The following is a 24,121-nucleotide window of genomic DNA, read 5'->3' as shown; positions in this document are numbered from 1 at the left end:
CGACCCCTCCCGAGGTTCTCATGCTTGTGTTCACGGCGAAGCGGGTGCTGTCCGGCATCCTCCTGCTCGTCGCGGTCTCGATCGGCACCTTCTTCCTGGCGCACCTGGCCATCAGCGACCCGACCGCATCCCTGCTCGGCACCACGGCGAGCCCAGCGCAGCAGGCGGCGTTGGCCGAGAAGATCGGTCTCGACCGTCCGCTCCTCGTGCAGTTCTGGGACTGGCTCTCACACGCCGTGCTGCTCGACTTCGGCGTCTCCTGGCGCAACTTCCAACCGGTGAGCGCGCAGCTCGCGATCAAGGTCCCGGTGACGCTGAGCGTCGTGACCTTCGCGACGCTCATCACCGCGGTCGTCGGCATCGGGTTCGGCATGATCACCGGACTCCGACCCGGCACCTGGTTCGACCGCATCATCAAGGGCATCTCCGTCGTGCTGTTCGCACTCCCGGGATTCTGGGTCAGCCTCGTGCTGGTGATGTGGCTCGCCGTGCAGCTGAAGTGGTTCCCGGCCGTGGGTTACGTGCCCCCGACGCAGTCCGTCGACGGCTGGCTGCGCTCCATCACCCTTCCGGCGATCTCCCTCGCGCTGGGCGGCATCGTCGCGGTGTCGGAGCAGCTGCGCAACGCCGTCATCGCGCAGAGCCGACAGGACTGGGTACGCACTCTCCGCAGCCGAGGACTCTCCGCCGCCCGCGTCAACCTGCACATCCTGCGAAACGCCTCGCCGGCGGCCCTCACCGTGATCGCGCTCATGTTCGTCGGCCTCCTCTCCGGCGCGATCGTGGTCGAGCAGATCTTCAGCCTCCCGGGGCTCGGCCAGCTCACGAACCAGTCATCGCAGAACGGCGACATCCCCATGCTGCTCGGCATCACGGTCGTCTCCGTCGTCTTCGTCGTCCTCATCAACCTCCTGCTCGACCTCGTGCTCGGCTGGATCAATCCGAAGGTGCGCGTCGCATGACCACGACAGACATCAGGGTCGCGTTCGACCGCGCGGCGCAGAAGCGGAGGTCGAGCCTGTTCCGGCGGTTCCTCCGTCACCCCGGCGGGTACATCCCGCTCGCGATCTTCGTGCTCATCGTGCTGGTGGGCGTGTTCGCCCCGCTGCTCGCACCGATGGACCCGAACTTCGTCGACCTGTCCGCCGCGAAGGCCGCACCGGGACCGGAGCATCTGCTCGGTGGCGACTCCACGGGGCGGGACATCCTCAGCCGCCTCATCTACGGCACCCGCACGACGCTGTGGGGCGCGCTCATCACGATCGTCACCGCCCTCGTGATCGGTGTGCCCGCCGGTGTCGCCGCCGGTTATTTCGGGGGAGCGTTCGACCGGGTCTCCACATGGATCAGCGATGCCCTGCAGTCGATCCCCGGCATGATCATCCTGCTCGTCGTGGCCGCAGGGTCTCGCAACAATTTCGAACTGCTGATGGCCACCGTCGGCGTGTTCATGGTGCCCGGCTACTTCCGCATCGCCCGCTCGCAGACGCTCGCCGTGCGCAGCGAGCCCTACATCGACGCCGCGAGGGTCTCCGGACTCTCCGACGGACGGATCATCTTCCGCCACGTGATCAAGGCCGTCTATCCGCCCGTGATCATCCAGACGGCGCTGACCGCCGGTATCGCGATGGGCATGCAGGCAGGCCTCCAGTTCCTCGGCATCGGCGACTCCAACGTCCCGAGCTGGGGAGCCATGATGCTGGAGGGCTTCCGTCTCATGCTCACGTATCCGCTCATGCTGCTGTGGCCGTCGGCGGCCCTCGGGCTCACGATCGCGGTGCTCGCGATCATGGGGTCGACGCTCGCCGAGCTGGTGCAGGTGCGCACGCCACGGGTGTCCCGTCGTCGGAAGGACGTCGCCGTCTCCGCTGCCGGGTCCGCTGCCCTCTCCGGACCGGATTCCCCGTCCGGCACGGCGCAGCACGCCGCGGAGGCCTCGGCTCTGCGCGTGGAGAACCTCCGGGTCGTGCACGCCACACCGAACGGCGAGACCGAGGTGGTGCACGGGGTGACCCTCGACGTCGCGCCCGGCGAGGTCGTCGGCATCGTCGGCGAGTCGGGATCCGGCAAGTCGCAGACGGTCTTCTCGGTGCTCGACCTGCTTCCGGCCACCGGGCGGGCGACCGCCGACGCGATCTGGGTCGGTGGTGTCGACGTCACGCCGGCGACACCCGCGCAGCGCCATGCCCTGCTGGGGCGCTCCATCGGCTACGTGCCGCAGGAGCCGATGAGCAACCTCGACCCCTCGTACACGATCGGCCATCAGCTGGTCGAGCCGCTGCGCCGCACGCACGGGCTCAGCAAGGCTGCGGCGAAGGAGCGCGCCAGGGCGATGCTCGTGCGAGTGGGCCTCACCGACCCCGACCGGGTGATGCGCAGCTACCCCCACCAGGTGTCGGGAGGCATGGCGCAGCGGGTGCTGATCGCGGGGGCTATCGCCGGCAAGCCGTCGCTCCTCGTCGCCGACGAACCGACGACCGCGCTCGACGTCACGGTGCAGGCCGAGGTGCTGGAGCTGCTGCGCGAGCTGCAGGCGGAGTACGGGATGGCGTTGCTCATCGTCACGCACAACTTCGGCGTCGTGGCGGACATCTGCGATCGGGTGATTGTGATGCGCGGCGGCGACATTGTGGAGTCGGGCCCTGTCGACGACCTCTTCGCCGCCCCCGCCGTCGACTACACGCGAGAACTGATCGCCGCGTCGCTCGACGACGCCGAGGGCAGAGCCGAGCTCGACCGCCGCAAGACGGGAGTCCCCGCATGAACCCGCTGCTCGAGGTGAACGACCTGGTCGTGGAATACGGTCGCGGACGGCAGGCCTACCGGGCACTGCACGGCGTCTCGCTCGACATCGCACCCGGGGAGTGCCTCGGTCTGGTCGGAGAGTCCGGGTCGGGGAAGTCGACGCTCGGCAAGGCCATCCTCGGGCTCGCTCCCGTCACAGCCGGCAGCATCCGGTTCGACGGGCGCGAGATCAGCCACCTCGGCACCCGTCATCGCCGAGCGCTCGCCGATGACGTGCAGGTCGTCTTCCAGGACCCCTACGGCTCGCTGAATCCCGCAATGACGATCGGCGACATCCTCGCTGAGCCGCTGCTCACCACCGGCATCGGTGCCAAGGCCGCAGAGGCGAAGGTGCGGGAGATGCTCGATCGCGTGCGGCTGCCGTCGACGTCGGTGGACCGGTATCCGAGCGAGTTCTCCGGCGGGCAGAGGCAGCGGGTCGCGATCGCACGCGCGCTGGTGCGGGGCCCTCGCCTGATCGTGTGCGACGAGCCGGTGAGTGCGCTCGACCTCACCACGCAGGCGACGATCCTCGACCTGTTCATCGAGCTGCAGCGCGACACCGGTGTGGCCTACCTTTTCGTCTCCCACGACCTGGGCGTCGTGCGACGGGTCTGCCATCGGGTCGCGGTGATGTACCGCGGTGAGCTGGTCGAGGTCGGGGAGGGCGAGCAGGTGACCCGTGCCCCCGAGCATCCCTACTCCGAGCGCCTTCGGCTGGCCTCGCCTGTCGCCGACCCGCGCGCCCAGCGCGAACGTCGCGCGCAGTGGCTCGCTCTGCGGGAGGTGCGCGATGCGGCGGTACGGTAGCTCCAGGCCGGAACACTCCACGCAGCAGAATCGGCCGGAAGGACGACATGCCGAAGATCATCGACCACGACCAGCGTCGACGGGACATCGTCGAGGTGGCGAAGAGCATCATCCTGAAGGGCGGATTCGAGGCGGCGACCATGCGCAGCATCGCCGCCGAGGCCGGATTCGCGAACGGTGCCCTGAAGCACTATTTCCCCGGGAAGGAGAGCATCGTCGCCGCCACCTTCGAGACCGTGCTGCTCGAGCACGACACCTGGCTCCAGGAGTCGATCTCCGAGGGCGCGACGCCCGAGCGGATGCTGCAGCAGGTGCTCGAGGGCACGCTGCCGAGCAGTGTCGGGGAGATCGCGAGTGGGCGTGTGCTCCTCGCCCTCTGGGAGTACGCGATGTCGAACGATCAGCTCACGGTGCTCTACCGCACGCATCTCGCGCGGTGGCACGCGATGCTCGTCGAGCGGATGGAGGCGGCGCGCGATGCCGGATCCATCCGGGATCAGGACTATGCGGCCCTCGCGAACGAGTTCATCTCGGTCGCCGTCGGAGCGACGGTGATCAACCTCATGTATCCCGAGGGCGAGCGTATCGCCGACTACGAGGACTACATCCGGAAGTTCCTGGCGCGACTCCGCTGACCGCGAGGCGCCGCATTCGAGAGGAAGGCGCCTCATGACCGCACCACTGTCCGTCTCGCACCATCCGGGAGCGGGGCGTCCTGTCGTGTTCCTGCACGGCCTGGCCTCGAGGGGGCGTCTGGACTGGCCCGAAAGCGAGTGGGACGCCGTGCTCGGCGATCGACCGCGTGTGGTGATCGACCTTCCGGCTCACGGCGACAGCATCGCGCTCGGGACCGCGACGACATCGGCCGTGACCGACGCCATCGCCGCATCGATCCGTGCGGCCGTCGGTGAGCAGGAGGTCGACCTCGTCGGCTACTCGCTCGGGGCGCGGCTGTCATGGGACCTCGCGTCCCGTCACGACATCGCCGTTCGGCGGCTCGTGCTTGGCGGACTCAGCGCGGGGGAGCCCTTCTCCTTCGTCGACCTCCCGGCCGCGCGAGCCTCCCTCGCGGACGGCAGCGCGCCGAGGGATCCGCTCACGGGCATGATCCTCGGCATGGTGTCGATGCCGGGCAACCGTCCTGCCGACCTGCTCGATCTGATCGAGGGTCTGGCGGCGGAGCCCTTCGTCGCCGATCGCGGCGGGCCGAGCATTCCGGTCCTCCTGATCGGTGGAGTCGACGACGGGATGGCGGCGGGGATCGACGACCTCGCGGCGCTGCTACCCGATGCGCGGACACGGCGCATTCCCGGCGACCATCTCGCGGCCCTGCACGCACCGGGGTTCCGGACCGCGGTGCGGGAGTTCCTCGCGGATTGAAGCCCCCTCGACATCCGGCTTCAACCATGATCTTTATTTCCAACATTCGTAGATAATTCGAAAGGCTCGCTCATGACCGAAACCCCCACCGCCGACGCGGCGCGGATCCTCGACATCGCCACCGGCTACATGGCCTCCAAGCAGCTCTTCCAGGCCAGCAGGGTCGGCCTGTTCGCCGCGATCGCCGACGGGGCGGACACGACGGCCGCGATCGCCGAGCGGTGCGCGGTCAGCGAGCGCATCGCGACGCTGCTCGCCGATGCGATGACCGCCAAGGGCCTGCTCACCAGGACCGGCGGACGCTACGCGCTCGCCGAGGATGCCGCCGCGTACCTGGTCGGCGACGAGGCGGCGATCGACCTCGCTCCCTTCCTCACGTTCCTCGACGAGATCAGCTACCCGCACTGGCTGCAGTTCGCGCATACGGTCGACACGACCGAGCCGGGCGACCTGCAGATGGACGACGCCCGCTGGGCGACCTTCATGGCCGGCGTCATGACGTACAACCGTCTGCACGCGCAGGAGTTCGGCCGTCACGTCGACCTCGACGGTGCGACCAGGGCGCTCGACTTCGGCGGCCTGTCCGCCGAGTTCGCGCTGTCCGTCATGGCGGACAACCCCGAGCTGCACACCACGTTCCTCTACGCCCCCGGCTTCGAAGACGGCATCGCCGACGCGGTCGCAGCTGCGGGAGTGCAGGAGCGTGCCACGGTCGAGGTCGGCGACACGGCGACCACCGCTCCCGAGGGAGAGTACGACGCGGTCTTCGCGAACCACGTGATCCACCGCTTCTCCGCCGAGGAGAATGCGCAGATCTTCCGCAACCTGCGGGCGGCTGCCGTCGACGGCGCGACCCTGACCGTGCTCGACTTCTTCCTGGACGAGGATGTGGAGCAGCGCGGGCTCGACGCCCTGCACGCGGGCGAGTACCTCGTGATCGACGGCACCGTCGTCTATCCCGAGACCGAGGTGCGCGGATGGCTCGCCGACGCCGGCTGGTCGGTGCGCGACAAGGTCGCGCTGCCCGGCAGCCCGCGGGTGCTCGTGGCGACGGCGGTGTGAGACTCGTCCCGGCGCCGGGTGACCGGCGCCGGGGCACACGACTGGTCCGAGGGGGATCAGAGGCGGGCGGCATGCGTGAACATGCCGCCCGCCGTTTTCGTGCATCGCTTTCGGGATCAGCCGCGCGAGAAGACCGTGCGCCCGTCCACGATCGTGCGGGCGACGCCGATCGTCGCGAGGTCGCGGCCGGGCGTCAGGGGGTCCTCATCGAGGACGGTGACGTCGGCGACCATGCCGATGGCCAGCGAGCCCTTCCATGTCGAGGCGCCATCCTGTCGAGCAGGGTCGACGGTGACGGAGCGCAGCAGCCGGTTCCTGGTGCCCGCGTCGTCCGTGGCGCCCGTGGCGGTGAGCAGCGAGAGGGACGCGTCGAGACCCAGCCGCCAGTCCGGGCTCGCGACGGGGGAGTCGCTCGTGATCGTGGTCAGCGCGTCCGAGGTCAGCATCTCGGCGAGCGGCCATGCGGAGGCGAGTCTGGCTTCTCCCAGTTGCATCGCCGCCCAGGAGTGCGTGTGCGCCGCGATCAGCGGCTGCACCGCGAACCCCGCGCCGATGTGCCCCATCCTGGCGATCTGCTCGGTCGTGGCGAGATCGCCGTGCACGACATAGTGCGGACCCGACGGCGTGGGGTGCTGTGCGTGCAGGCCCTCCAGCACGGACAGGAACTCGGCGATCGAACGGTCTCCCGTCGCGTGCACCGCGATCTGCAGCCCGCGGGCAGAGGCCAGTTCGAGCATGCGTCGGAAGGCGGTGCGGGCGTCGGGCTCGCCACGGGTGAGCAGTCCGCCGGTGGTGCCGTCGGCGTAGGGTTCATCGACCCAGGCGGTCGCCATCGGGGGGATGCCGTCCGCGAAGATCTTCACGCCGGGGATCGCGAGCCATCGAGGGTCGGAGGGCGGTGCGGGGATGCGCACCCCGCGCTCGAAGTCGTCGAGCGTGCTCTCACCGTCGATCGTGCCGAACAGTCTCAGCAGGGTCACGCGGGAGGTCTGGGCGCGCTCGCGATGCAGCTCGAGGTAGGTGTCGAGCATGTCGGAGCCGAAGCATCCGGTCTCGCCGTCGTCCTCGCCGGGGCCGATCCCCGGCTCGGTGTAGCTCGTGATGCCGAGCTCGGCGAGCAGTGCCCATGCGCGTCGCAGCGCCGACCGGCGTTCCTCCGACGTCGACACGAGCCGTCCGGACGGCTGCTCCTCCGGCGGTGTGTCGGAGAAGAAGAGATGCGGCCACCGTGCCCCCAGCCATGCGGCGTGCAGGTGGGCGTCGTTGATGCCGGGGATCGCGGTGCGCCCGTCCAGCTCGATCACCGCGCGCGAATCCAGAGCCTCCGCCTCCGCACCCAGAGCGATGATCACCCCGTCGCGGACGGCGAGCGACTCCGTGATCGTGTCGGAAGGGTCGAGGGTGCGGATGCGGCCGCCGCGGATGATCAGGTCGGCATCGTCGCCGTGGAGTGACTGTGTCATTATTCCACCAGTGTAGACGCAAAACTGCTGCCGAGGAGAAGCTCATGGCGCGTTGTCGTCAGTGGCCGCCGCCGAACTCGATCATCGCCACTCCGACCGCGATCAGCGCGACGCCGATCGCCATCATGGTCGAGAAGTGATCCTTGAAGATCACCCGCCCGAGCACCGCGGTCAGCGCGACACCGGCGGCGGCCCAGATCCCGTAGGCGACGCCCACCGGCATCCCCATCGCGAGGATCGTGCCGAGCAGGGTGAAGGCGGCGAGATAGCCGACGACGATCACGGGGATCCAGCGGCGACGGCGCAGGCCCTCGGATGCGCGCAGGCTCAGCGTCGCCGTGACCTCGCTCGCGATCGCGAGGGCGAGGAACACCCAGGTCACGACGTCGCCTCCGTCGTATCGCGCGTATGGGATCCGAGTTCGACGAGCAGCACGCCGACCACGATCACGCCGACGCCGACGATCTGCACCGGTCCCAGCAGCTCGCCGAACAGCACCGTGCCGAGCGCGGCGGTGAGCACGACGCCGATCGCCGACCAGATGCCGTATGCGACGCCGACGGCCATGCCGCGGTCGAGCACGACCGACAGCAGCCAGAGCGACCCCGTGTAGCCGAGCACCACGACGACGAGCCAGAACGGATGCGTGAACCCCTCGGCGGCGCGGAGGGAGAGGGTCGCACTCACCTCGAGGGCGATCGCGAGCAGCAGGGGCGGCCATGCCGAGCGGCGGGGGCTGGGGGTCATCGCGAGCCTTTCGTGGAGCGTCCGAGGGGGAGAACGCGACGGGTGACCGGGGGATTCCCGCGAGAAGCCGGGCCTGCTCGACCCCGGTCCGCAGCCGTCGGATTCGGCACGTGTTCCTGCGACTTGTACGCTGGATGCATCCCCCGATCCACCCGGCAACTCGCGCGCCGGCGACCTCGGCGCGCGCTCACACATGCAAGGACGCAGATGAACGATTCCGCGGCACACCGCGACGACTGGACAGAGAGCGAAGAGCTGGCGGAGCGGATGATCCCGCTCATCGGGGCGCTCCGACGGGAGCACGACGTCGTCACGTCGCTCCACGGGCATCGTCTGCTCGGCCTGTCGGCGACGGGGCTGGTCGAGGTGCACGAGCGTGTCGCCCAGCTCGGTCACGAGCGTCTGCCGATCGAGGACAGCCTTGCGGTGCTGGAAGCGATCCATGCTCTCGCGCCCGGGGCATCCTCCCTCGACGTCGCCCGCCTGGTCGCCGGCCACGCGGAGAGCGGTCAGCCGTTGGAGGCCTATCTCGCAGATGTGCTCGCTCCGGCCATGGGAGCTGTCGCCGCTGAGGCCACCGACGTCGTGCTCTACGGGTTCGGGCGGATCGGCCGCCTCCTCGCTCGTATCCTCATCGCCCACACGGGAGGGGGGAGCGGGCTGCGTCTGCGTGCCATCGTCGTCCGCCGCGGTGCCGAGAACGATCTCGTCAAGCGCGCGTCGCTGCTGCTGCGCGACTCCGTGCACGGCCGCTTCGCCGGTTCGGTCACGGTCGACGAAGATGCCGAGCAGATCATCGCGAACGGCACTCGCATCCAGGTGATCTACTCCGACGACCCGGCGACCATCGACTACAACGCGCACGGCATCCACGACGCGATCGTCGTGGACAACACCGGACGCTGGCGCGACGAGGCGGGGCTCTCCCAGCACCTGCAGTCGAAGGGCGTCGCCCGCGTGCTGCTCACGGCCCCCGGCAAGAGCCCGCTCAAGAACATCGTCCACGGCATCAACGACGACACCATCGCCGACTCCGACCGCATCATCTCGGCCGCGTCCTGCACGACCAACGCCATCACTCCGGTGCTCGCGGCGATCGATGAGGCGTACGGCGTCGTCAAGGGGCACGTGGAGACCGTGCACTCGTTCACGAACGATCAGAACCTGATCGACAACTTCCACAAGGGCGACCGACGCGGACGTTCGGCCGTGCTCAACATGGTCATCACCGAGACGGGGGCGGCCAAGGCCGTGGCCAAGGCGCTCCCGCAGCTCGAGGGCAAGCTCACCGGCAGTTCGATCCGCGTCCCGACGCCCGACGTGTCGCTCGCGGTGCTGCACCTGACCATCGAGCGTCCCGCGACCAAGGACGAGGTCAACGACTACCTGCGCCGCGTCTCGCTGCACTCCAAGCTCCGTCAGCAGATCGACTACGTGGAGAGCCCCGACGTCGTCTCCACCGATTTCGTCGGCTCGCACCGTGCCGGCATCGTCGACGGCCTCGCCACCATCGCCGACGAGGACACCCTCATCCTGTACGTCTGGTACGACAACGAGTTCGGATACTCCTGCCAGGTCATCCGTGTGCTCGAGGTCATGGCGGGCTCGCACCCGATCGTGCTGCCGGAGCGCCGCGAGGTGACCCTGCAGGGCTAAGTCTCGCCGTTCGCCGGGTTTCGTCGTATCGTCCGGAGTACCCGGCATGATGAGGTCATGAAGACCGCGGCTCAGCGCACCGATCGTCTCCGTTCACAACGCCTCCGTTCGCATCGCCTGACCGCTCCGGCGCGCACCGTGACGGATGCGGCGCAGCACATGCTCGCCGTGCAGAGTCAGGACTTCACGGCCGGTCGGTGGGCGCTCGCCGTGCGTACCCGCGGTGAGCCGACACTGCGCGACGTCGACCGGGCCTTCGACCGCGGCGACATCGTGCGCGCGTGGACGATGCGCGGCACCCTGCACACCGTCCCGGCGCGAGACCTCGGTTGGATGCTCCAGGTCACCGCCGGGCGGCAGCGGCAGCAGGCAGCCACCCGTCACCGTGACCTCGGCATCGACGACGACATGGTCGCCGCTGCCGTTCGCGCCCTGACGCCGCGCCTGCGCGATGGCGGGTGCACGCGTGCGGAGGTGTTCGAGGTGCTGGAGGGGATCGGCATCGACTCCTCCGGTCAGCGCGGCATCCACCTGCTGTTCACCCTCACGATCGCCGGGCTGATCTGCCAGGGACCGGTCGTGGCCCGCGCCGGTGTCGCCCGCGAACAGCGCTTCGTCCTCGTGGAGGAGCACATCCGCGAGCACGCAGCACCCGACGATCCGCTCGCCGAGCTGTTCGTCCGCTACGTCGACGGCCATGGTCCTGCCGGGGTCGCTGACTTCGCGTGGTGGTCGGGCCTCACTCTGGGTCAGTCGCGTGAGGCGGCAGAGCGGGCGGCCTCCAGCGTCGAAGAGGTCGACGAAGGGCTCTTCGTCGCGTGCCGGCCTCCGCGTCGGGCGAGCGGCGCCGCGTCGGTCCATGCTCTCGGCGCGTTCGACGAGTACTACATCTCCTACGCCGATCGCACGGCCGTATGCGACCCGGCGTATCTGGCGGCGATCGGGCCGGGGAAGAACGGCATGGTGCGTCCGACGATCGTCGAACAGGGCCGCGTCATCGGCTGCTGGTCGCATGCGAGCGCGACCAGGAGTGAACCGCCGCAGCTCTTCGAGGCGCCAGAGGATCCCGAGGTCGTCGCCGCAGCCCTCGCGCGGTTCGCCCGCTTCGCCGACGACTGAGACGGCCGCCCGAGCCCGACCCGCCCCTACTCGCTGGCGTGGCGCCTACTCGCTGGCGTGGCGGGCGAGGAAGCTGTAGACCTCGTTGTCGTCGACGCCCGGGAACGCGCCGCGGGGGAGAGGGGAGAACATGTGCGTGTGCACGCGCGCGCTCGGCCAGGCCCGTCCGCTCCATCGATCGCTCAGCTCGGCCGAGGGGCGACGGCAGCACGACTCGTCGGGGCACGTCGATACCGCGCGGTCGTTCGTCTCGCGTCCACGCCACCACCGTGCGTCGTCGAAGGGCACCCCGACCGTCACCGAGAACTCGCCGTCGGTCGACGACCCGGTCTGCGTCGAGCACCAGAAGGTGCCGGACGGGGTGTCGGTGTACTGGTGGTGCTCCACCGTGCGGTTCTGCTGCGTGAACGCCGCGCGGGCCTGGAACTTGCGACACACCCGCTGTCCCTCCACGGCACCGGTCACATCCATCGGCAGCGGCAGGTCGTCATTCTCGTACACACGGGTGATCGCCCCGGTGGAGTCGACGCGCAGGAAGTGCAGCGCCATGCCGAGGTGCTGTGTCAACAGGTTCGTCATGCGCATGCCCGCCGCCTCGTGCGTGACGCCGAAGCCGTCGCGGAAGTCCTCGACGGCGAGGTTGCGGTCCTTCTTCGCCTGCTGCAGGAACGCGACGGAGGCCGTCTCCGGCATCAGGCAGCATGCGGCGAAGTAGTTGATCTCCAGGCGCTGCTGCAGGAAGTCGGCGTAGTCGGTCGGCGGGGTGTGTCCGAGAAGTCGGTGCGCCATCGCCTGCAACGCCATCGAGCGCAGGCCGTGACCGCCGGGGATCGAGGCCGGCGGCAGGTAGATCCGCCCGTTCTCGAGGTCGGTGACCGACCGTGTCGAGTGCGGGAGGTCGTTGACATAGATCAGTTCGAACCCGAGCTTCTCGGCCATGATGCTCACGGTGCGGTGGGTGAGTGCACCCTGCACGTGTCCCGCAGCCTTGAGGTGCTTCTCGGCGAGCTTCTCGATCTCGGGGAGGTAGTTGTTCTGGGCGCGCATCCGCAGCCGCAGCTCGGTGTTGGCGCGGCGTGCTTCCTCCGGGGTCGCGATCGCCTCGCGCTCCCGCCTCTCCAACTCCCGGTGCAGGCCGAGAATGGATTCGATCGTCTCGTCGCTCATCCCCTTGGTGACGCGCACGGGGGCGACGCCGAGCTGCCGGAACACCGGGCTCTCCTGCGCGCGCTCCAGGGCGATCTCGAGCGCGGCACGCCGGTTCGGCGGCTCACCGGAGATGAGATCGGTCACCTCGGTCTTGGTCGCTTGCGCGATCGCCTGAAGGAGGGAGAGCTTGGGCTCGCGCTTGCCGTTCTCGATCAGGCTCAGCTGCGAGCCGGCGACGCCGACCAGCGCGCCGAGCTCATCGAGCGTGTAACCGTTCTCCAGTCGGTGGTGACGGATGCGGTGGCCGAGGGTCGTGAGGTGGATGCCGGAGGACGCCATTCCTTGAGTCTAGCGAAAGAATTCCATTTCTTATCGCTTGAAATGGCCGAAAGTCGCGTTCGAACCGGAAGAAGATAGGTGCAACGCCCCACACTTCTAAGGAGCAGTCATGGCCATGGCCGAAGTCCTCACCCCTCGCACGTCTCCCGTCTCCCCGACGCGCACGTTCGGGGCGGCTCCGACGTATGACACTCCTGCCATGGCCGAGCTGGCCACCTGGGTCGAGGAGATCCGGGCGCTCACCCAGCCCGACTCCGTGCACTGGGTCGACGGCTCGCGGGCCGAGAACGACTGGCTGCTGCGCGGACTGGTCGACGAGGGCAAGCTGATCAAGCTCAACCCCGAGTGGCGACCCGGCTCGTACCTCGCGCGCTCGCACCCCAGCGACGTCGCTCGCACCGAGGGGCGGACGTTCATCGCCTCCGAGCGCGAGGAGGACGCTGGCCCCACGAACAACTGGGCGGCTCCGGCCGAGATGCACGCCAAGATGGATGAGATCTTCGAGGGATCGATGCGTGGGCGCACCATGTACGTCGTCCCGTTCTCGATGGGACGCGTCGGCGGCCCGCTCTCGCACATCGGCGTGCAGATCACAGACAGCGCCTACGCGGTCGCCTCGATCGGCATCATGACCCGCGTCGGCGATGCCGTCACGCGTCAGATCGCCGAGGGTGCGCCGTGGGTCAAGACCGTGCACACGGTCGGTGCCCCGCTCGCGCCGGGTGCGCAGGACGTGGAGTGGCCCTGCAACGACGACAAGTACATCGTGCACTTCCCGGAGACGCTCGAGGTCTACTCGTACGGCTCGGGCTACGGCGGCAACGCGATCCTCGCCAAGAAGTGCTTCGCGCTGCGCATCGCCTCGGTGATCGCCCGCGACGAGGGCTGGCTCGCCGAGCACATGCTGCTCATCCGCGTGATCGACCCGCAGGGCAAGGCCTACCACGTGGCTGCGGCCTTCCCTTCGGCCTGCGGCAAGACGAACCTCGCCATGCTGCGTCCGACCATCCCGGGCTGGCGCGTCGAGACCCTCGGCGACGACATCGCATGGATCCGTCCTGGTGAAGACGGTCGCATGTGGGCCATCAACCCCGAGGCGGGCTTCTTCGGCGTCGCGCCGGGCACCGGCGAATCGACCAACGTCACCGCGGTCGAGACGCTCTGGGGCAACACCATCTTCACCAACGTCGCGCTCCGCCCCGACGGCGACGTGTGGTGGGAGGGCCTGACCGACGAGGCACCGGCGAACCTGATCGACTGGGAGGGCAACGACTGGACCCCCGAGTCGGGACGCCCTGCCGCGCACCCCAACTCCCGTTTCACGGTGTCGGCGGCTCAGTGCCCGCAGATCTCCGAGGACTGGGAGGAGGCCGTCCCGCTCGACGTCATCCTGTTCGGCGGACGCCGCGCGAGCAACGTGCCCCTCGTCGTCGAGGCAACCGACTGGACGCACGGCGTGTTCCTCGGCTCGAACATCTCGTCCGAGCGCACGGCTGCCGCTGAAGGCACGGTCGGGGAGCTCCGCCGCGACCCCTTCGCGATGCTGCCGTTCTGCGGCTACAACATGGCGGACTACTTCGGCCACTGGCTCAAGGTGGGCCGCGGTCTGCGCTTCGACCGCGCACCGCGCATCTTCCAGGTCAACTGGTTCCGCCGCGGCGACGACGGCCGGTTCCTGTGGCCGGGCTTCGGCGACAACTCGCGCGTCGTCGACTGGATCATCCGCCGCATCGCCGGTGACGTGCCCGCGGTCGACAGCCCGATCGGACGCCTGCCGCGCGTGGAAGACCTCAATCTCGACGGACTCGACATCCCCGCCGCCGACCTCGACGAGCTGTTCTCCGTCGACGCCGAGGCGTGGAAGACCGAGGCCGATCTGACCGAGGAGTTCTACGACACCTTCGGCGACAAGGTTCCGGCGGCGCTGCGCGCCGAACTGGCCTCGCTGCGCTACCGCCTCGACAAGGCGTAGCTCCCCAGACCGGTGCCGGTTCGGGGGAGCCGGCACCCTCAGGGCCTCGTGTCCTGCAAACCCGCGAAGGCGGGACATCAGAGACGAACCCATGGCTGAGTGGTCTCCGACGTCCCGCCTTCGTGTTGTTCGGGCGCTGGTCGAGACCCACGCTCGTCGTCGAGACCCACGCTCTCAAGCGTGGGGGAGGATGGGTCTCGACGAGCACGATGGGTCTCGACGCCGCGGGGGCGGGGGTGGGGCGCGGGTGGGGCGAGGGTGGGGCGGGGATCAGGCGAGCAGCTGGTGCCGGGCGAGATCGCGGTACAGCGGTGTCGACTCCACGAGCTCGGCGTGCGTGCCCTGGCCTACCACGACGCCGTCCTGCAGGACCACGATCAGGTCGCTGTCGACGACCGTCGACAGGCGGTGGGCGATGACCACGAGCGTGCGGTCGGTGGAGACCGCATCGATGGCCTCGCGCATGCGCTGCTCGTTCACACCGTCGAGCGACGACGTCGATTCGTCGAGCAGCAGGATCGGGGCGTCGGTCAGCAGCGCGCGGGCGATCGCGAGTCGCTGACGCTCACCGCCGGAGAGCATCACGCCGTCCTCGCCGACGGGTGCCTCGATCCCGAGGGGGCTGCGCTCGAGCACGTCGCCGAGATTCACGGCGCGCAGCACGCGCTCGCAGTCGGCGTCGGTCGCCTCGGGAGAGGCGAGCCGCAGGTTCTCGGAGAGAGTGCCGGCCAGCGTCGGCGCGTCCTGCTCGACGTAGCCGAAGTGGGCGCGCAGCTCGTCGCGCGGATACGTGCGCGCGTCGTGGCCGTGCAGGCGGATCGAGCCGCCCGTCGGGTCGTAGAAGCGCTCGATGAGCGACAGGATCGTGCTCTTGCCGGCGCCGCTGGGGCCGACGAGGGCGACGCGGGAGCCGTGGGGCACGGCGAAGGACACGCCGCGGAGCACCTCGTGGTCCTGCACGGCGGACGTCGCTTCCTCTGCGGACTCGAGGTGTGCATCCGCGAGCAGGGTCCGGGCCTCCTCGGCTGCGGCCGCACGGGCAGCGACGACGTTCGCGGGGTAGTGGAAGCGCACGTCGCGGAACTCGATGGCCGGTGCGTCGGGGGTCGGCGTCTCGCGAGGCAGCGACGCGGCGATCTTCTCGTCGTCCTGCGACTCGGTCGGCAGATCGAGCACTTCCTGGATGCGACCGAGCGCACCGAGGGCCTGGTTCACCGAGGTGATGGCGCCGAACGTGGTGGCCAAGGGCATCACGAGCAGGAACAGGAACATGATGAACGAGATCAAGGAGGCGATCGTGATCGCTCCGGCCGCCACACGGAAGCCGCCGACGCCGAGAACCACCAGCAGCGAGAGCTGCAGGGCGATGCCGGAGACGGGCACGACCATGGAGGAGATCTTGGCGATGCGCACGCCGATCCCGTAGGCGTCTGATGCGAGGGCGGTGACGGCGGTGGTCTCGCGTTCGGTCGCCCCGGAGGCGCGGATGGTGCGGATCGAGCCGACGGCACGCTCCACGCCGGAGGCGAGCTCACCCACCTTCTCCTGCTGGGCGGTCGATGCGGTGCGGATACGTCCGCTCAGCAGCACGACGACCGCGACCGAGATGCCGATCACCACGACGATGAGCAGCAGCAGGATCGGGTCGATCACGAGCATCGCGATCAGTGCTCCGGCGAAGAGCACTGCGCTGCCGACGGCATCGGCGAGGCCCTGAGTGAGCACGGCGTAGAGCAGCGTCGTGTCCGTGCCGACGCGTGAGACGAGGTCACCGGTGCGGCGGGCGTCGAACTCGGAGGTCGGCAGGTGCAGGATGCGGGCGATCAGCTTGCGACGGCTCGAATACACCACGGCGGTGCCGGTGCGCTGGAGCAGGTAGTGCTGGAAGCCGGAGATGATCGACGACACGATCACGAAGCCGACCAGGAGCCAGACGAGGATCCCGATCCCCGTATCGGACTGCACGGCTTCGATGACCTGACCCACGAGGAGCGGCTGCACGAGCGACGTCGCTGCGCCGATGACGCTGAGCACGGCGACCACGATGAGGGTGCGCTTGTGCTCGAAGAGGAAGGGGAGGAGCTGGCGGAACGTCGCGCGGGGGCCTTCGGGCTGTGCGCCACGTCCGCGACGGCGTGCTGTCGCCGAACCGGACATGCGGGACCTCTATCTGGAGATGGTACTTCGACCGTACTTCGTTCGCGGTCGGATCCTATGGAGTGGCTGTAAGAGCTTCAGGAGCGGCCGAAACGGCGGTGGGCCGCCTGTTTGCTCACACCGAGAGCGCTGGCGATGGCCTGCCACGAGTAGCCGAGGTTGCGTGCGCGACGCACGTTCGCCTCCTCGGCGCGGGCGACCTCCTTCCGCACCTCGGCGAGGCGGTGCAGGGCGGCCAGCGGCTCGCTCCCGTCGTCCTGGGCGATTGTCGTCGGCAGTGTCATGATGAGCCTCCTGCGTCAATAGTCATTGACGCGGGCCGGGAAGTCAATACATGTTGACGTGACAGTCTGGGGCGATGACTTCGTATGGCAGCAGGAATGGTGGGATCGCTGGCAGGTGGCGAGCGGTCTCGACCGCGGTGTCTTCGATGCGCGCATCGCGGCCGCCCATCTTCCCGCGATCGACGTCACCACGGGGACGGAGTCGGATTTCTGGGACGCGGTGAGCACAGCGCTCGACCTCGATGCCGCGCAACGCAGCGCCATGCGCGCCGACTTCTGGGACGCGTACTGCGGCACCGCCAACGGGGAACTGATCGAGTACGCGCGAACCCTCTCGTCGCGCGCGGGAACCGCGATCCTCTCCAACTCGGCCGATGGCGCGCGAGAGGAGGAGGAACGCCGCTTCGGGTTCTCCGAGATCTTCGATCCGATCTGCTACAGCCACGAGCAGGGCGTCAACAAGCCGGAACGTGAGGCCTACCTGCGTGCGCTCCAGCGCATGGGGGCGAAGCCGGGAGACGTGCTGTTCATCGACGACCACCAGGTGTCGGTCCACGGAGCCGAAGCGGTCGGGATCCGCGCCGTGCGGCATGTCGACAACGCGACGACGATCGCCGCGATCGAGGGATTCCTCGCCGGCTGAAGTTATCCACAGATTGCTCTTTACCGCATGTGCTAAACATGCGACGCTGGAAAAATGGGTCGGATGCTGCAGGTGAGAAACCTTCCGGACGACGTTCACGCACGGCTCAAGGAGCGAGCCGCCGCAGAGCGCATGTCCCTCTCCGACTATGTCGCCGCTCAGCTCACGAGCCTCGTGCAGTACAGGACGAACGCGGAGATCGTCGCGGCGGCCCGAGCAAGGGCTGCCGCGCGCGGCAGCGCCCTCACCCGAGACCAGGTCCTCGAGGCGCGGGACGCGGCGCGCGCCGACCGGGATGCTGAGCACGATCGGTGAGCGCCGGAGCGGTGCTCGACGCCTCGGCTGCGATCGAGGCGGTGATCGGTACTGAGGAGTGGCTGGGCGGCGATATTTTCCATGCGCATGCCGGTCTCGACATCGAGGTGCTCTCCGTCCTGCGGCGGCAGGCAATCCACCAGCGTCTCCCAGCGCACATCGCGCGCGAGGCGCTGGATGCCTTCAGCGAGTTGGAGATCACCCGCCATCCTCTGCGTCGTCTGATCCCGAGGGTGTGGATGCTGCGCGACGAGATCTCCGCCTACGACGCCGGGTACGTCGCACTGGCGGAGGCGCTCGGCGTGCCTCTGCTGACGCTCGACCGTCGACTCGCGAAATCGGCCGCACGCTACTGCGACGTCATCGTCCTCTGATCCCCGCCCTCGGGCGGACTAGAGCTCGACGGCTGCGGCCACGCCGAGGTCGTCGTCGTAGTCGTGGTCCTTCGTCTCCGGCGAGAGGATCAGCGCGATGAAGGTCAGCACACCCATCGCCGACAGGTACAGACCGACCAGCCAAGGCGCGCCGCCGGCCACCTCCCACAGCTTCAGAGCGATGAGCGGGGCCACCGCCGCGCCGAGGATGGAGGAGACGTTGTAGGCGATGGCCGACCCCGTGTACCGGACGTTCGTCGGGAACAGCTCGGGCAACAGGGCTCCCATGGGCCCGAACGTGGCGCCCATCAGCATGAAGCCGAACACCAGGAACGCCTGCGTGAGCGCACCCGTGAACTTGGGGTCGATCGCCGGGAGCAGGAACGCGTTGAAGGTGAGGCCGAACACGATGATGGTTCCCGTGACCCACAGCAGCAGCTTGCGCCGGCCCACCGCATCGGCGATGGGACCCGAGAGCAGGGTGAAGACGCCGAAGAACACCACGCCGATGATCTGCATCAGCACGAAGTCGGTGTAGCCGAAGCCGAGTCCCGGATAGAACTGCGCTGCGAACTTGGTGGGATCGAACGAGGCGCCGGTCGCCTCGGCCGCCGCCTTCGCCGCAGCCGAGGCCGTCTCCAGCGACGCGGGCTTGGTGCCGTAGGCGAGGGTGAAGTTCGTCATCAGGTAGAACAGCACGTACGTCGCCAGCATGATGAACGTGCCGAGGATGAGCTGCTTCCAGTGGTGGCGGAACACGGTCGCGAGCGGGAGCTTGCGGATCACGCCCTTCGTCTCGGCCTTCTTGAAGGTGTCGGACTCGACGAGCTTGAGCCGCACCCACAGGCCGATGATGACCATCACGGCGGAGAACAGGAACGGGATGCGCCAGCCCCAGGCGAGGAACGCCTCGGACTTCAGTGCCGGGTTGTCGGCGTGCGGCAGCAGCCAGTTGATCGCGAGGAAGAGGAAGTTCGCGATGATGAACCCGAGCGGGGCTCCCAACTGCGGGAAGGTGCCGTACCAGGCGCGCTTGCCCTTCGGGGCGTTCTCGGTCGCGACCAGGGCCGCCCCTGACCACTCGCCGCCGAGCGCGAAGCCCTGCGCGAGGCGGAGGATCAGCAGCAGCAGTGCCGCCCACCAGCCGATGTCCTGGTAGGTCGGCAGCAGACCGATCACGAAGGTCGCGATGCCCATCGTCAGCAGAGATGCCACGAGCGTGGCCTTGCGTCCGAACTTGTCGCCGAAGTGGCCGAACACCACAGCGCCGATCGGGCGGGCGACCATCGCGGCGCCGAAGACGGCGAACGAGGAGAGGAGCGATGTCGTGTCGTCGCCGGTGGGGAAGAACAGCACCGGGAACACGAGCACGGCCGCCGTCGCATACGCGTAGAAATCGTAGAACTCGATCGTGGTGCCGACCAGGCTCGCGGTGATGACGCGCGAGCGGGGATTCGCCGGCGCAGTGGCAGTGCTCATGTGTGTTCCTCCGATCGAGTCCCCGGTATACCAAGGGACTCGGGCGAGTTTACGCCTTCCTGAGTGTTCGCTGTACGCGCATGTCGCGTGTCATCCCGGAGGGCGATGGTGGTGCGTAGAGTCGGGGAGGCGGAACGCGGGGAGGACACCATGGGGACGAGGATGCTGCTGCTCGCTGACACGCACGTCCCGAAGAGGGCGAAGCGCCTGCCGGACGCTGTCCTGCAGGCGATTGATGAGGCCGACCTCGTCGTGCACGCGGGCATGCGACTGCTGAACCCCGGGTCACCGACCGACCGTCGCCGCCGACCCGCCCGCACGATGATATGGGTCGAGGTCGATGGTGCCGCGGTGGACGCGACGCTGGTGCCACTGTCGTGAGCGAGATTCCCGTCTACCGTGCGCCGATGCGGTCACGTGACGATCTCGTGCCGGCCGGGGCGGCGGTGGAGCGTGCGCTCCTCCTCGGTGTCTGCGGGCTGGGCGGACGACTCGACTCCGCCCCGGAACGCCTGAGGGACGCCCTCGTCGCGGTCGATCTCCGCCATGGCGAACGCATGGCTCGACAGGTCGAGCGCTTCGCTGCGGCGCCGGACGGAGCACTGGTGTGGACACGCGACGTCGACGGCCTCTTCTGGCTCGGCGCACTCGACGGGCCGTGGCGCTTCGACTCCTCTCCGGGCGCCCACGAGGTCGACCTCATGCACATCAGGTCATGCCGTTGGCTGGCGACGCCGATGCCGGCTGCGCTCGTGCCGCCGGGGGTGGAGGTGGCGTTCGCCCGCGGGGGCCGCAACTGGCAGCGGATCCGCGACGTGGACGCTGCAACGGCCAGCGTCGAGCTGCAGCGACGGCTCGCGAACTACTGACCGTTCCCCGGGGATACAGGCGGATCGGTTCCGGACGTCAGCTCGCGCCCAGGCGGAGGGACAGTTCGCGCGCGGCGCGTGAGACGAGCGCCCCGAGGGCGTCGAGGCGAGGGCCGATGCGTGCCTTCGGCGCGCTCACGTTCACCGCGGCGACGATACGACCGGTGAAATCGACGATAGGTGCTGACGCCGCGACGACTCCGAACTCGAGTTCCTCGTCCGAGAGCGCGTAGCCCTGATCGCGGATGCGCGCGAGCTCGGACTGCAGGGTGCCGAGGTCTGTCACGGGGGAGTTGCCGGGCGGCGGAGCGTCGAGCACAGGGAATCCGAAGGGGTCCGCCTGATCGAAGTGCCCGACGAGCGGCTGATCCTGTCCGTGATCGTCGTACCAGCGGGAGAGCGACTCCTCGTCCCAGTCGCTCAGCAGCGCGCGACCGGAGGGTGTCCGCCATGCAGCCGTCGTGGTGCCGGCCCAGCCCGTCGTGCGCACGTCGTGCGGGCTGAGCTCGCTCAGCAGCGTCAGCACGTTGCCTCCGCGCAGCACACAGAGGTGGCTGGTCTCCCGCGTGGACTGCACGAGGCGGCGGAGGATGCTGCGCGAGGCGTGCACGAGCGTGGAGGTGGCGGTGTGCGCCGCGAGAGCGTACAGCCGCGGACCGAGCAGATAGCGCAGCGTCACCTCGTCCCGTTCGACGAGGCCCGTCTCGGCCAACGTGGCGAGCGTCCGTGACACGACGGCCTTGTCGCGACCTGTCGCCTGAGCGACCTGGGAGACGCCGAGTCCACCGGCCCTCAGTGCGTCGTCACCGCCGAGAAGCTCGAGGATCTCGATGTCGCGGCCGAGGCCGGAGGAGTTGCGCCGTGGGGCGGAGGGAGTCGTGCTCACACCGGAAGTCTACCTGCTTCTGTTGCCATATACGCAACACACTTTGGCGAAATGGTTACACCGGCTACGGTGAATCACATACCCGGTACCGGCCTCAAAGACGAGACAGGAGCCCCCTTGTCCGGATTCAACTGGGAAGACCTCATGGCCTTCCTCGCACGTCGCGCCGACGACATCCTCGAGCTCACTCGCGATCATCTCGTCGTCGTCCTCATCTCCGTCGTCCTCGCGGCGATCATCGGCGTGGGGCTCGGCATCCTGGTGCGCAACCATCGCATCGCCCGCACCAGCGTCCTCACCGCCGCGGCCGTCGCGATCACGATCCCGTCCCTCGCGCTCCTGGCGCTGCTGAGCCCGGTGCTCGGACTCGGATGGCTTCCGACCGTCGTCGCGCTGGTCTTCTACTCCCTGCTCCCCGTCGTCCGCAACACGGTGGTCGGGCTCCGGGAGGTCCCCCTCCCGGTGCTCGAGTCTGCTCGCGGAATGGGTCTCGGCCCGACCCGCATCCTGTTCACGGTCCAGCTCCCGATCGCCTGGCCGGTGATCATGACCGGCATCCGCGTCGCCGCTCAGCTCACGGTCGGCATCGCCGCGATCGCCGCGTACGTCGCCGGCCCCGGACTGGGCGAGTACATCTTCAAGGGGCTGAGCTCGCTCGGCTCGAAGAACGCTCTGAACTACGCGCTCACGGGCACCGTCGCCGTGATCCTCCTCGCCCTCGTCCTCGACGGCATCCTCGTGCTCATCGCCCGTCTCACCACCTCAAGGGGTCTCCGTGCCTGACATCACCACGAACACCGGCGTTCTCACCTCTCTCGCAGCCCAGCAGGGCGGGGTCGACATCGTGCTCGACCACATCACGAAGCAGTACCAGGGGCAGTCGGCACCGGCCGTCGATGACTTCTCGATGCGCATCGAACCCGGTGAGCTGATCATGTTCGTCGGCCCCAGCGGCTGTGGCAAGACCACGACCATGAAGATGATCAACCGCATCATCGAACCGACGTCGGGATCCATCCGCATCAACGGCGACGACGTGCTCTCGCTCGACGGCAACGAGCTGCGCCGCCACATCGGCTACGTGATCCAGCAGATCGGTCTGTTCCCGCACTTCACGATCGCCGAGAACATCGCGATCGTCCCGAAGCTGCTCGGCTGGTCGAAGTCCCAGATCGCCGAGCGTGTCGACGAGCTGCTGCGCACCGTGCAGCTGGACCCCGGCACGTTCGCACAGCGCTATCCGCGGCAGCTGTCGGGGGGACAGCAGCAGCGCGTCGGAGTGGCCAGAGCCCTCGCCGCCGACCCGCCCGTCATGCTCATGGACGAGCCGTTCGGCGCCACCGATCCGATCACGCGCGAGAAGCTGCAGGCCGAGTTCCTCCGTCTCCAGGCCGACATCGGCAAGACCATCATCTTCGTCACGCACGACTTCGAAGAGGCGATCCGGATGGGGGACCGCATCGCCGTGCTGAGCGATCGGAGCCAGATCGAGCAGTTCGACACCCCCGCGCGCATCCTCGCGGCACCGGCCAACGACTATGTGCGCTCGTTCATCGGGGAGGGTGCGGCGCTCAAGCGCCTCACCCTCATCCCGGTCGCCGATGCCCGCATCGGGGCGGCCGACACCGCGGCACCCTTGGCGACCGTCGACGAGCACGCCTCCCTTCGTGAGGCACTCGACACCCTGGTCGTCACGGGAGCCGCGCGGGTCAACGTGACGCGTGCCGGCCAGGTCGTCGGCTCGGTCGACCAGGCAGCGATCTCCGCCGCGCTCGGGGTCGAAGGTCCCGTGCGCCGCGCCGAGGAGGGCTGATCATGACCGGCCCGCAGGTGGTCCCCTCGGCGACCACGGTGCTGCAGACGCAGGGTGTCCGGCGCCGGGGGATGCCCGTGCTGCTGCGACGGACGATGCCGCTGATCGTGGTCGCGGTCGTGCTGCTGCTCACCTACGCGTGGGTCTCCAGCCTGGAGCTCGACTCGATCGAGCAGCGCACGCTCAACGCCGGCTACATCACGTCTCGGATCGGCGAGCACCTGGTGCTCTCGATCATCGCCTCGATCCTCGTCGCCGTGCTCGCCATCCCGGTGGGAATCGCGGTGAGCCGCTCGCGGTCGAAGGTCTTCCGCGGCATCGTGATCGGCATCGCCAACATCGGCCAGGCCACACCGGCGATCGGCGTCGTGATCCTGCTGGCGATCGTGTGGCAGACCGGATTCACCACCGCCCTCCTGGCCCTCGTGATCTACTCCTTCCTCCCGGTGCTGCAGAACACGATCGCCGGACTCGCGCAGGTCGACCCGAACATCCGTGAATCGGCCAGGGGAATGGGCATGACCTCCGCGCAGGTCCTCCGTCGGGTCGAGCTCCCTCTCGCCTCACCCGTGATCCTCGCCGGTCTTCGCACCGCTCTCGTGTTCGCCGTCGGAGTCGCCACGGTGGCGACGTTCATCAACGCCGGAGGTCTCGGCGACATGATCATCAACGGTCTGAAGCTCCAGCGCTATCCCGTGCTCGTCGTCGGGGCGGTCCTCGTCGCCGCGATCGCCGTGCTCATCGACTGGGCAGCCGGTGTCGTGGAAGACATCGTGCGCCCCAAAGGCCTGTGACACCCACCGTCCTCCTCACGTCCTCA

The 24,121-nt window shown here is 68.7% G+C and carries 25 protein-coding genes; 17 read left to right on the top strand and 8 right to left on the bottom strand.

All coding sequences use genetic code 11. The features are described from left to right. Positions 1 to 20: 20 nt before the first annotated feature. From AAY78_RS18295 to AAY78_RS18270, 6 genes are all read left to right on the top strand, one after another. Positions 21 to 962, top strand: a complete 942-nt coding sequence (locus AAY78_RS18295) for an ABC transporter permease (protein ID WP_046749688.1) — start codon at positions 21 to 23, stop codon at positions 960 to 962. Continuing rightward, positions 959 to 2,764, top strand: coding sequence for a dipeptide/oligopeptide/nickel ABC transporter permease/ATP-binding protein (locus tag AAY78_RS18290; protein ID WP_046749687.1), 1,806 nt, complete (start codon positions 959 to 961; stop codon positions 2,762 to 2,764). The genes AAY78_RS18295 and AAY78_RS18290 overlap by 4 nt, the downstream gene beginning before the upstream one ends. Continuing rightward, complete coding sequence (locus AAY78_RS18285) at positions 2,761 to 3,594, top strand: ATP-binding cassette domain-containing protein (RefSeq protein ID WP_046749686.1); 834 nt, start codon at positions 2,761 to 2,763, stop codon at positions 3,592 to 3,594. The genes AAY78_RS18290 and AAY78_RS18285 overlap by 4 nt, the downstream gene beginning before the upstream one ends. A 47-nt stretch (positions 3,595 to 3,641) precedes the next feature. Further along, complete coding sequence (locus tag AAY78_RS18280) at positions 3,642 to 4,229, top strand: TetR/AcrR family transcriptional regulator (RefSeq protein WP_046749685.1); 588 nt, start codon at positions 3,642 to 3,644, stop codon at positions 4,227 to 4,229. 34 nt (positions 4,230 to 4,263) lie between these two features. Then, positions 4,264 to 4,974 carry an alpha/beta fold hydrolase gene (locus AAY78_RS18275; RefSeq protein WP_046749684.1) on the top strand — a complete coding sequence of 237 codons (711 nt, stop codon included), beginning with the start codon at positions 4,264 to 4,266 and terminating at the stop codon, positions 4,972 to 4,974. Positions 4,975 to 5,046: 72 nt separating this feature from the next. Further along, positions 5,047 to 6,036: a methyltransferase family protein gene (locus AAY78_RS18270; RefSeq protein WP_046749683.1), complete on the top strand. Its 990-nt coding sequence runs from the start codon at positions 5,047 to 5,049 to the stop codon at positions 6,034 to 6,036. Between the two features lie 116 nt (positions 6,037 to 6,152). On the opposite strand, the gene AAY78_RS18265 is transcribed toward AAY78_RS18270, so the two are convergent. The 3 genes from AAY78_RS18265 to AAY78_RS18255 are packed head-to-tail and all read right to left on the bottom strand — an operon-like array spanning position 6,153 to position 8,246. Further along, positions 6,153 to 7,499 carry an amidohydrolase gene (locus AAY78_RS18265; RefSeq protein WP_052748839.1) on the bottom strand — a complete coding sequence of 449 codons (1,347 nt, stop codon included), beginning with the start codon at positions 7,497 to 7,499 and terminating at the stop codon, positions 6,153 to 6,155. A 58-nt stretch (positions 7,500 to 7,557) separates the two neighbouring features. Beyond that, positions 7,558 to 7,881: a DMT family transporter gene (locus AAY78_RS18260; RefSeq protein WP_046749682.1), complete on the bottom strand. Its 324-nt coding sequence runs from the start codon at positions 7,879 to 7,881 to the stop codon at positions 7,558 to 7,560. Beyond that, the gene (locus AAY78_RS18255; RefSeq protein WP_046749681.1) at positions 7,878 to 8,246 is read right to left on the bottom strand and encodes a DMT family transporter; all 369 of its coding nucleotides are present in this window, start codon (positions 8,244 to 8,246) and stop codon (positions 7,878 to 7,880) included. Before AAY78_RS18255 ends, AAY78_RS18260 begins: the two co-directional genes overlap by 4 nt. A gap of 207 nt (positions 8,247 to 8,453) precedes the next feature. Here AAY78_RS18255 and AAY78_RS18250 point away from each other — a divergent pair, with 207 nt between their 5' ends. Continuing rightward, on the top strand, positions 8,454 to 9,902 hold the full coding sequence (locus AAY78_RS18250) for a glyceraldehyde-3-phosphate dehydrogenase (protein WP_046749680.1): 1,449 nt from the start codon (positions 8,454 to 8,456) through the stop codon (positions 9,900 to 9,902). A 57-nt stretch (positions 9,903 to 9,959) separates the two neighbouring features. Next, positions 9,960 to 11,021, top strand: coding sequence for a winged helix DNA-binding domain-containing protein (locus tag AAY78_RS18245; protein ID WP_046749679.1), 1,062 nt, complete (start codon positions 9,960 to 9,962; stop codon positions 11,019 to 11,021). A gap of 45 nt (positions 11,022 to 11,066) precedes the next feature. Here AAY78_RS18245 and AAY78_RS18240 read toward each other — a convergent pair whose 3' ends face one another. Continuing rightward, positions 11,067 to 12,509 (bottom strand): helix-turn-helix transcriptional regulator, encoded by a 1,443-nt coding sequence (locus AAY78_RS18240; protein ID WP_046749678.1) that lies wholly within the window; start codon positions 12,507 to 12,509, stop codon positions 11,067 to 11,069. Between the two features lie 109 nt (positions 12,510 to 12,618). On the opposite strand from AAY78_RS18240, the gene AAY78_RS18235 reads away from it, so the two are divergent. After that, entirely contained in the window at positions 12,619 to 14,481 is a 1,863-nt protein-coding gene (locus AAY78_RS18235; RefSeq protein WP_046749677.1) for a phosphoenolpyruvate carboxykinase (GTP), read from the top strand. A 270-nt stretch (positions 14,482 to 14,751) separates the two neighbouring features. Here the strand turns inward: AAY78_RS18235 and AAY78_RS18230 are convergent, their stop codons facing one another. Both AAY78_RS18230 and AAY78_RS18225 read right to left on the bottom strand, forming a co-directional pair. Continuing rightward, positions 14,752 to 16,638, bottom strand: coding sequence for an ABC transporter ATP-binding protein (locus tag AAY78_RS18230; protein ID WP_046749676.1), 1,887 nt, complete (start codon positions 16,636 to 16,638; stop codon positions 14,752 to 14,754). Between the two features lie 77 nt (positions 16,639 to 16,715). Continuing rightward, positions 16,716 to 16,922 carry a hypothetical protein gene (locus AAY78_RS18225; RefSeq protein WP_046749675.1) on the bottom strand — a complete coding sequence of 69 codons (207 nt, stop codon included), beginning with the start codon at positions 16,920 to 16,922 and terminating at the stop codon, positions 16,716 to 16,718. A gap of 58 nt (positions 16,923 to 16,980) precedes the next feature. Between AAY78_RS18225 and AAY78_RS18220 the strand changes: the two genes are divergently transcribed. The 3 genes from AAY78_RS18220 to AAY78_RS18210 all read left to right on the top strand — a co-directional run bounded on the left by AAY78_RS18220 (position 16,981) and on the right by AAY78_RS18210 (position 18,254). Continuing rightward, positions 16,981 to 17,565: an HAD family hydrolase gene (locus tag AAY78_RS18220; protein WP_231589751.1), complete on the top strand. Its 585-nt coding sequence runs from the start codon at positions 16,981 to 16,983 to the stop codon at positions 17,563 to 17,565. A gap of 63 nt (positions 17,566 to 17,628) precedes the next feature. Further along, positions 17,629 to 17,880, top strand: coding sequence for a FitA-like ribbon-helix-helix domain-containing protein (locus AAY78_RS18215; RefSeq protein ID WP_082108764.1), 252 nt, complete (start codon positions 17,629 to 17,631; stop codon positions 17,878 to 17,880). Continuing rightward, entirely contained in the window at positions 17,877 to 18,254 is a 378-nt protein-coding gene (locus tag AAY78_RS18210; RefSeq protein ID WP_052748838.1) for a type II toxin-antitoxin system VapC family toxin, read from the top strand. Before AAY78_RS18215 ends, AAY78_RS18210 begins: the two co-directional genes overlap by 4 nt. 18 nt (positions 18,255 to 18,272) lie before the next feature. On the opposite strand, the gene AAY78_RS18205 is transcribed toward AAY78_RS18210, so the two are convergent. Beyond that, positions 18,273 to 19,733, bottom strand: coding sequence for an MFS transporter (locus AAY78_RS18205; protein ID WP_046749673.1), 1,461 nt, complete (start codon positions 19,731 to 19,733; stop codon positions 18,273 to 18,275). Between the two features lie 105 nt (positions 19,734 to 19,838). On the opposite strand from AAY78_RS18205, the gene AAY78_RS18200 reads away from it, so the two are divergent. Both AAY78_RS18200 and AAY78_RS18195 read left to right on the top strand, forming a co-directional pair. Then, entirely contained in the window at positions 19,839 to 20,114 is a 276-nt protein-coding gene (locus AAY78_RS18200) for a hypothetical protein (protein ID WP_442922348.1), read from the top strand. Positions 20,115 to 20,140: 26 nt separating this feature from the next. After that, complete coding sequence (locus AAY78_RS18195) at positions 20,141 to 20,602, top strand: GAF domain-containing protein (RefSeq protein WP_082108762.1); 462 nt, start codon at positions 20,141 to 20,143, stop codon at positions 20,600 to 20,602. A gap of 37 nt (positions 20,603 to 20,639) precedes the next feature. Here AAY78_RS18195 and AAY78_RS18190 read toward each other — a convergent pair whose 3' ends face one another. Further along, positions 20,640 to 21,488 carry an IclR family transcriptional regulator gene (locus tag AAY78_RS18190; protein ID WP_046749670.1) on the bottom strand — a complete coding sequence of 283 codons (849 nt, stop codon included), beginning with the start codon at positions 21,486 to 21,488 and terminating at the stop codon, positions 20,640 to 20,642. 117 nt (positions 21,489 to 21,605) lie between these two features. Here AAY78_RS18190 and AAY78_RS18185 point away from each other — a divergent pair, with 117 nt between their 5' ends. Genes AAY78_RS18185 through AAY78_RS18175 form a run of 3 tightly spaced genes read left to right on the top strand, consistent with a single transcriptional unit; the run spans position 21,606 to position 24,095 of the window. Further along, a complete protein-coding gene (locus AAY78_RS18185; protein ID WP_127012430.1) occupies positions 21,606 to 22,271 on the top strand; it encodes an ABC transporter permease in 666 nt (221 codons plus the stop codon). After that, entirely contained in the window at positions 22,264 to 23,301 is a 1,038-nt protein-coding gene (locus tag AAY78_RS18180; RefSeq protein ID WP_197077722.1) for an ABC transporter ATP-binding protein, read from the top strand. The genes AAY78_RS18185 and AAY78_RS18180 overlap by 8 nt, the downstream gene beginning before the upstream one ends. Before the next feature lie 2 nt (positions 23,302 to 23,303). Beyond that, positions 23,304 to 24,095: an ABC transporter permease gene (locus AAY78_RS18175; protein ID WP_046749669.1), complete on the top strand. Its 792-nt coding sequence runs from the start codon at positions 23,304 to 23,306 to the stop codon at positions 24,093 to 24,095. The last annotated feature ends 26 nt before the right edge of the window (positions 24,096 to 24,121 follow it).

This window comes from Microbacterium sp. Ag1 (assembly GCF_001005635.1).
Lineage (GTDB): Bacteria > Actinomycetota > Actinomycetes > Actinomycetales > Microbacteriaceae > Microbacterium > Microbacterium oxydans.
This window is presented reverse-complemented; position numbering and strand designations above follow the sequence as displayed.

Excerpts from the sequence above, each read along its gene's own strand:
- AAY78_RS18295 (WP_046749688.1), top strand. The coding sequence starts at position 21 with ATGCTTGTGTTCACGGCGAAGCGGGTGCTGTCCGGCATCCTCCTGCTC.
- AAY78_RS18290 (WP_046749687.1), top strand. The coding sequence starts at position 959 with ATGACCACGACAGACATCAGGGTCGCGTTCGACCGCGCGGCGCAGAAG.
- AAY78_RS18285 (WP_046749686.1), top strand. The coding sequence starts at position 2,761 with ATGAACCCGCTGCTCGAGGTGAACGACCTGGTCGTGGAATACGGTCGC.
- AAY78_RS18280 (WP_046749685.1), top strand. The coding sequence starts at position 3,642 with ATGCCGAAGATCATCGACCACGACCAGCGTCGACGGGACATCGTCGAG.
- AAY78_RS18275 (WP_046749684.1), top strand. The coding sequence starts at position 4,264 with ATGACCGCACCACTGTCCGTCTCGCACCATCCGGGAGCGGGGCGTCCT.
- AAY78_RS18270 (WP_046749683.1), top strand. The coding sequence starts at position 5,047 with ATGACCGAAACCCCCACCGCCGACGCGGCGCGGATCCTCGACATCGCC.
- AAY78_RS18265 (WP_052748839.1), bottom strand. The coding sequence starts at position 7,499 with ATGACACAGTCACTCCACGGCGACGATGCCGACCTGATCATCCGCGGC.
- AAY78_RS18255 (WP_046749681.1), bottom strand. The coding sequence starts at position 8,246 with ATGACCCCCAGCCCCCGCCGCTCGGCATGGCCGCCCCTGCTGCTCGCG.
- AAY78_RS18250 (WP_046749680.1), top strand. The coding sequence starts at position 8,454 with ATGAACGATTCCGCGGCACACCGCGACGACTGGACAGAGAGCGAAGAG.
- AAY78_RS18245 (WP_046749679.1), top strand. The coding sequence starts at position 9,960 with ATGAAGACCGCGGCTCAGCGCACCGATCGTCTCCGTTCACAACGCCTC.
- AAY78_RS18240 (WP_046749678.1), bottom strand. The coding sequence starts at position 12,509 with ATGGCGTCCTCCGGCATCCACCTCACGACCCTCGGCCACCGCATCCGT.
- AAY78_RS18235 (WP_046749677.1), top strand. The coding sequence starts at position 12,619 with ATGGCCATGGCCGAAGTCCTCACCCCTCGCACGTCTCCCGTCTCCCCG.
- AAY78_RS18230 (WP_046749676.1), bottom strand. The coding sequence starts at position 16,638 with ATGTCCGGTTCGGCGACAGCACGCCGTCGCGGACGTGGCGCACAGCCC.
- AAY78_RS18225 (WP_046749675.1), bottom strand. The coding sequence starts at position 16,922 with ATGACACTGCCGACGACAATCGCCCAGGACGACGGGAGCGAGCCGCTG.
- AAY78_RS18215 (WP_082108764.1), top strand. The coding sequence starts at position 17,629 with ATGCTGCAGGTGAGAAACCTTCCGGACGACGTTCACGCACGGCTCAAG.
- AAY78_RS18205 (WP_046749673.1), bottom strand. The coding sequence starts at position 19,733 with ATGAGCACTGCCACTGCGCCGGCGAATCCCCGCTCGCGCGTCATCACC.
- AAY78_RS18200 (WP_442922348.1), top strand. The coding sequence starts at position 19,839 with ATGGTGGTGCGTAGAGTCGGGGAGGCGGAACGCGGGGAGGACACCATG.
- AAY78_RS18195 (WP_082108762.1), top strand. The coding sequence starts at position 20,141 with ATGCGGTCACGTGACGATCTCGTGCCGGCCGGGGCGGCGGTGGAGCGT.
- AAY78_RS18175 (WP_046749669.1), top strand. The coding sequence starts at position 23,304 with ATGACCGGCCCGCAGGTGGTCCCCTCGGCGACCACGGTGCTGCAGACG.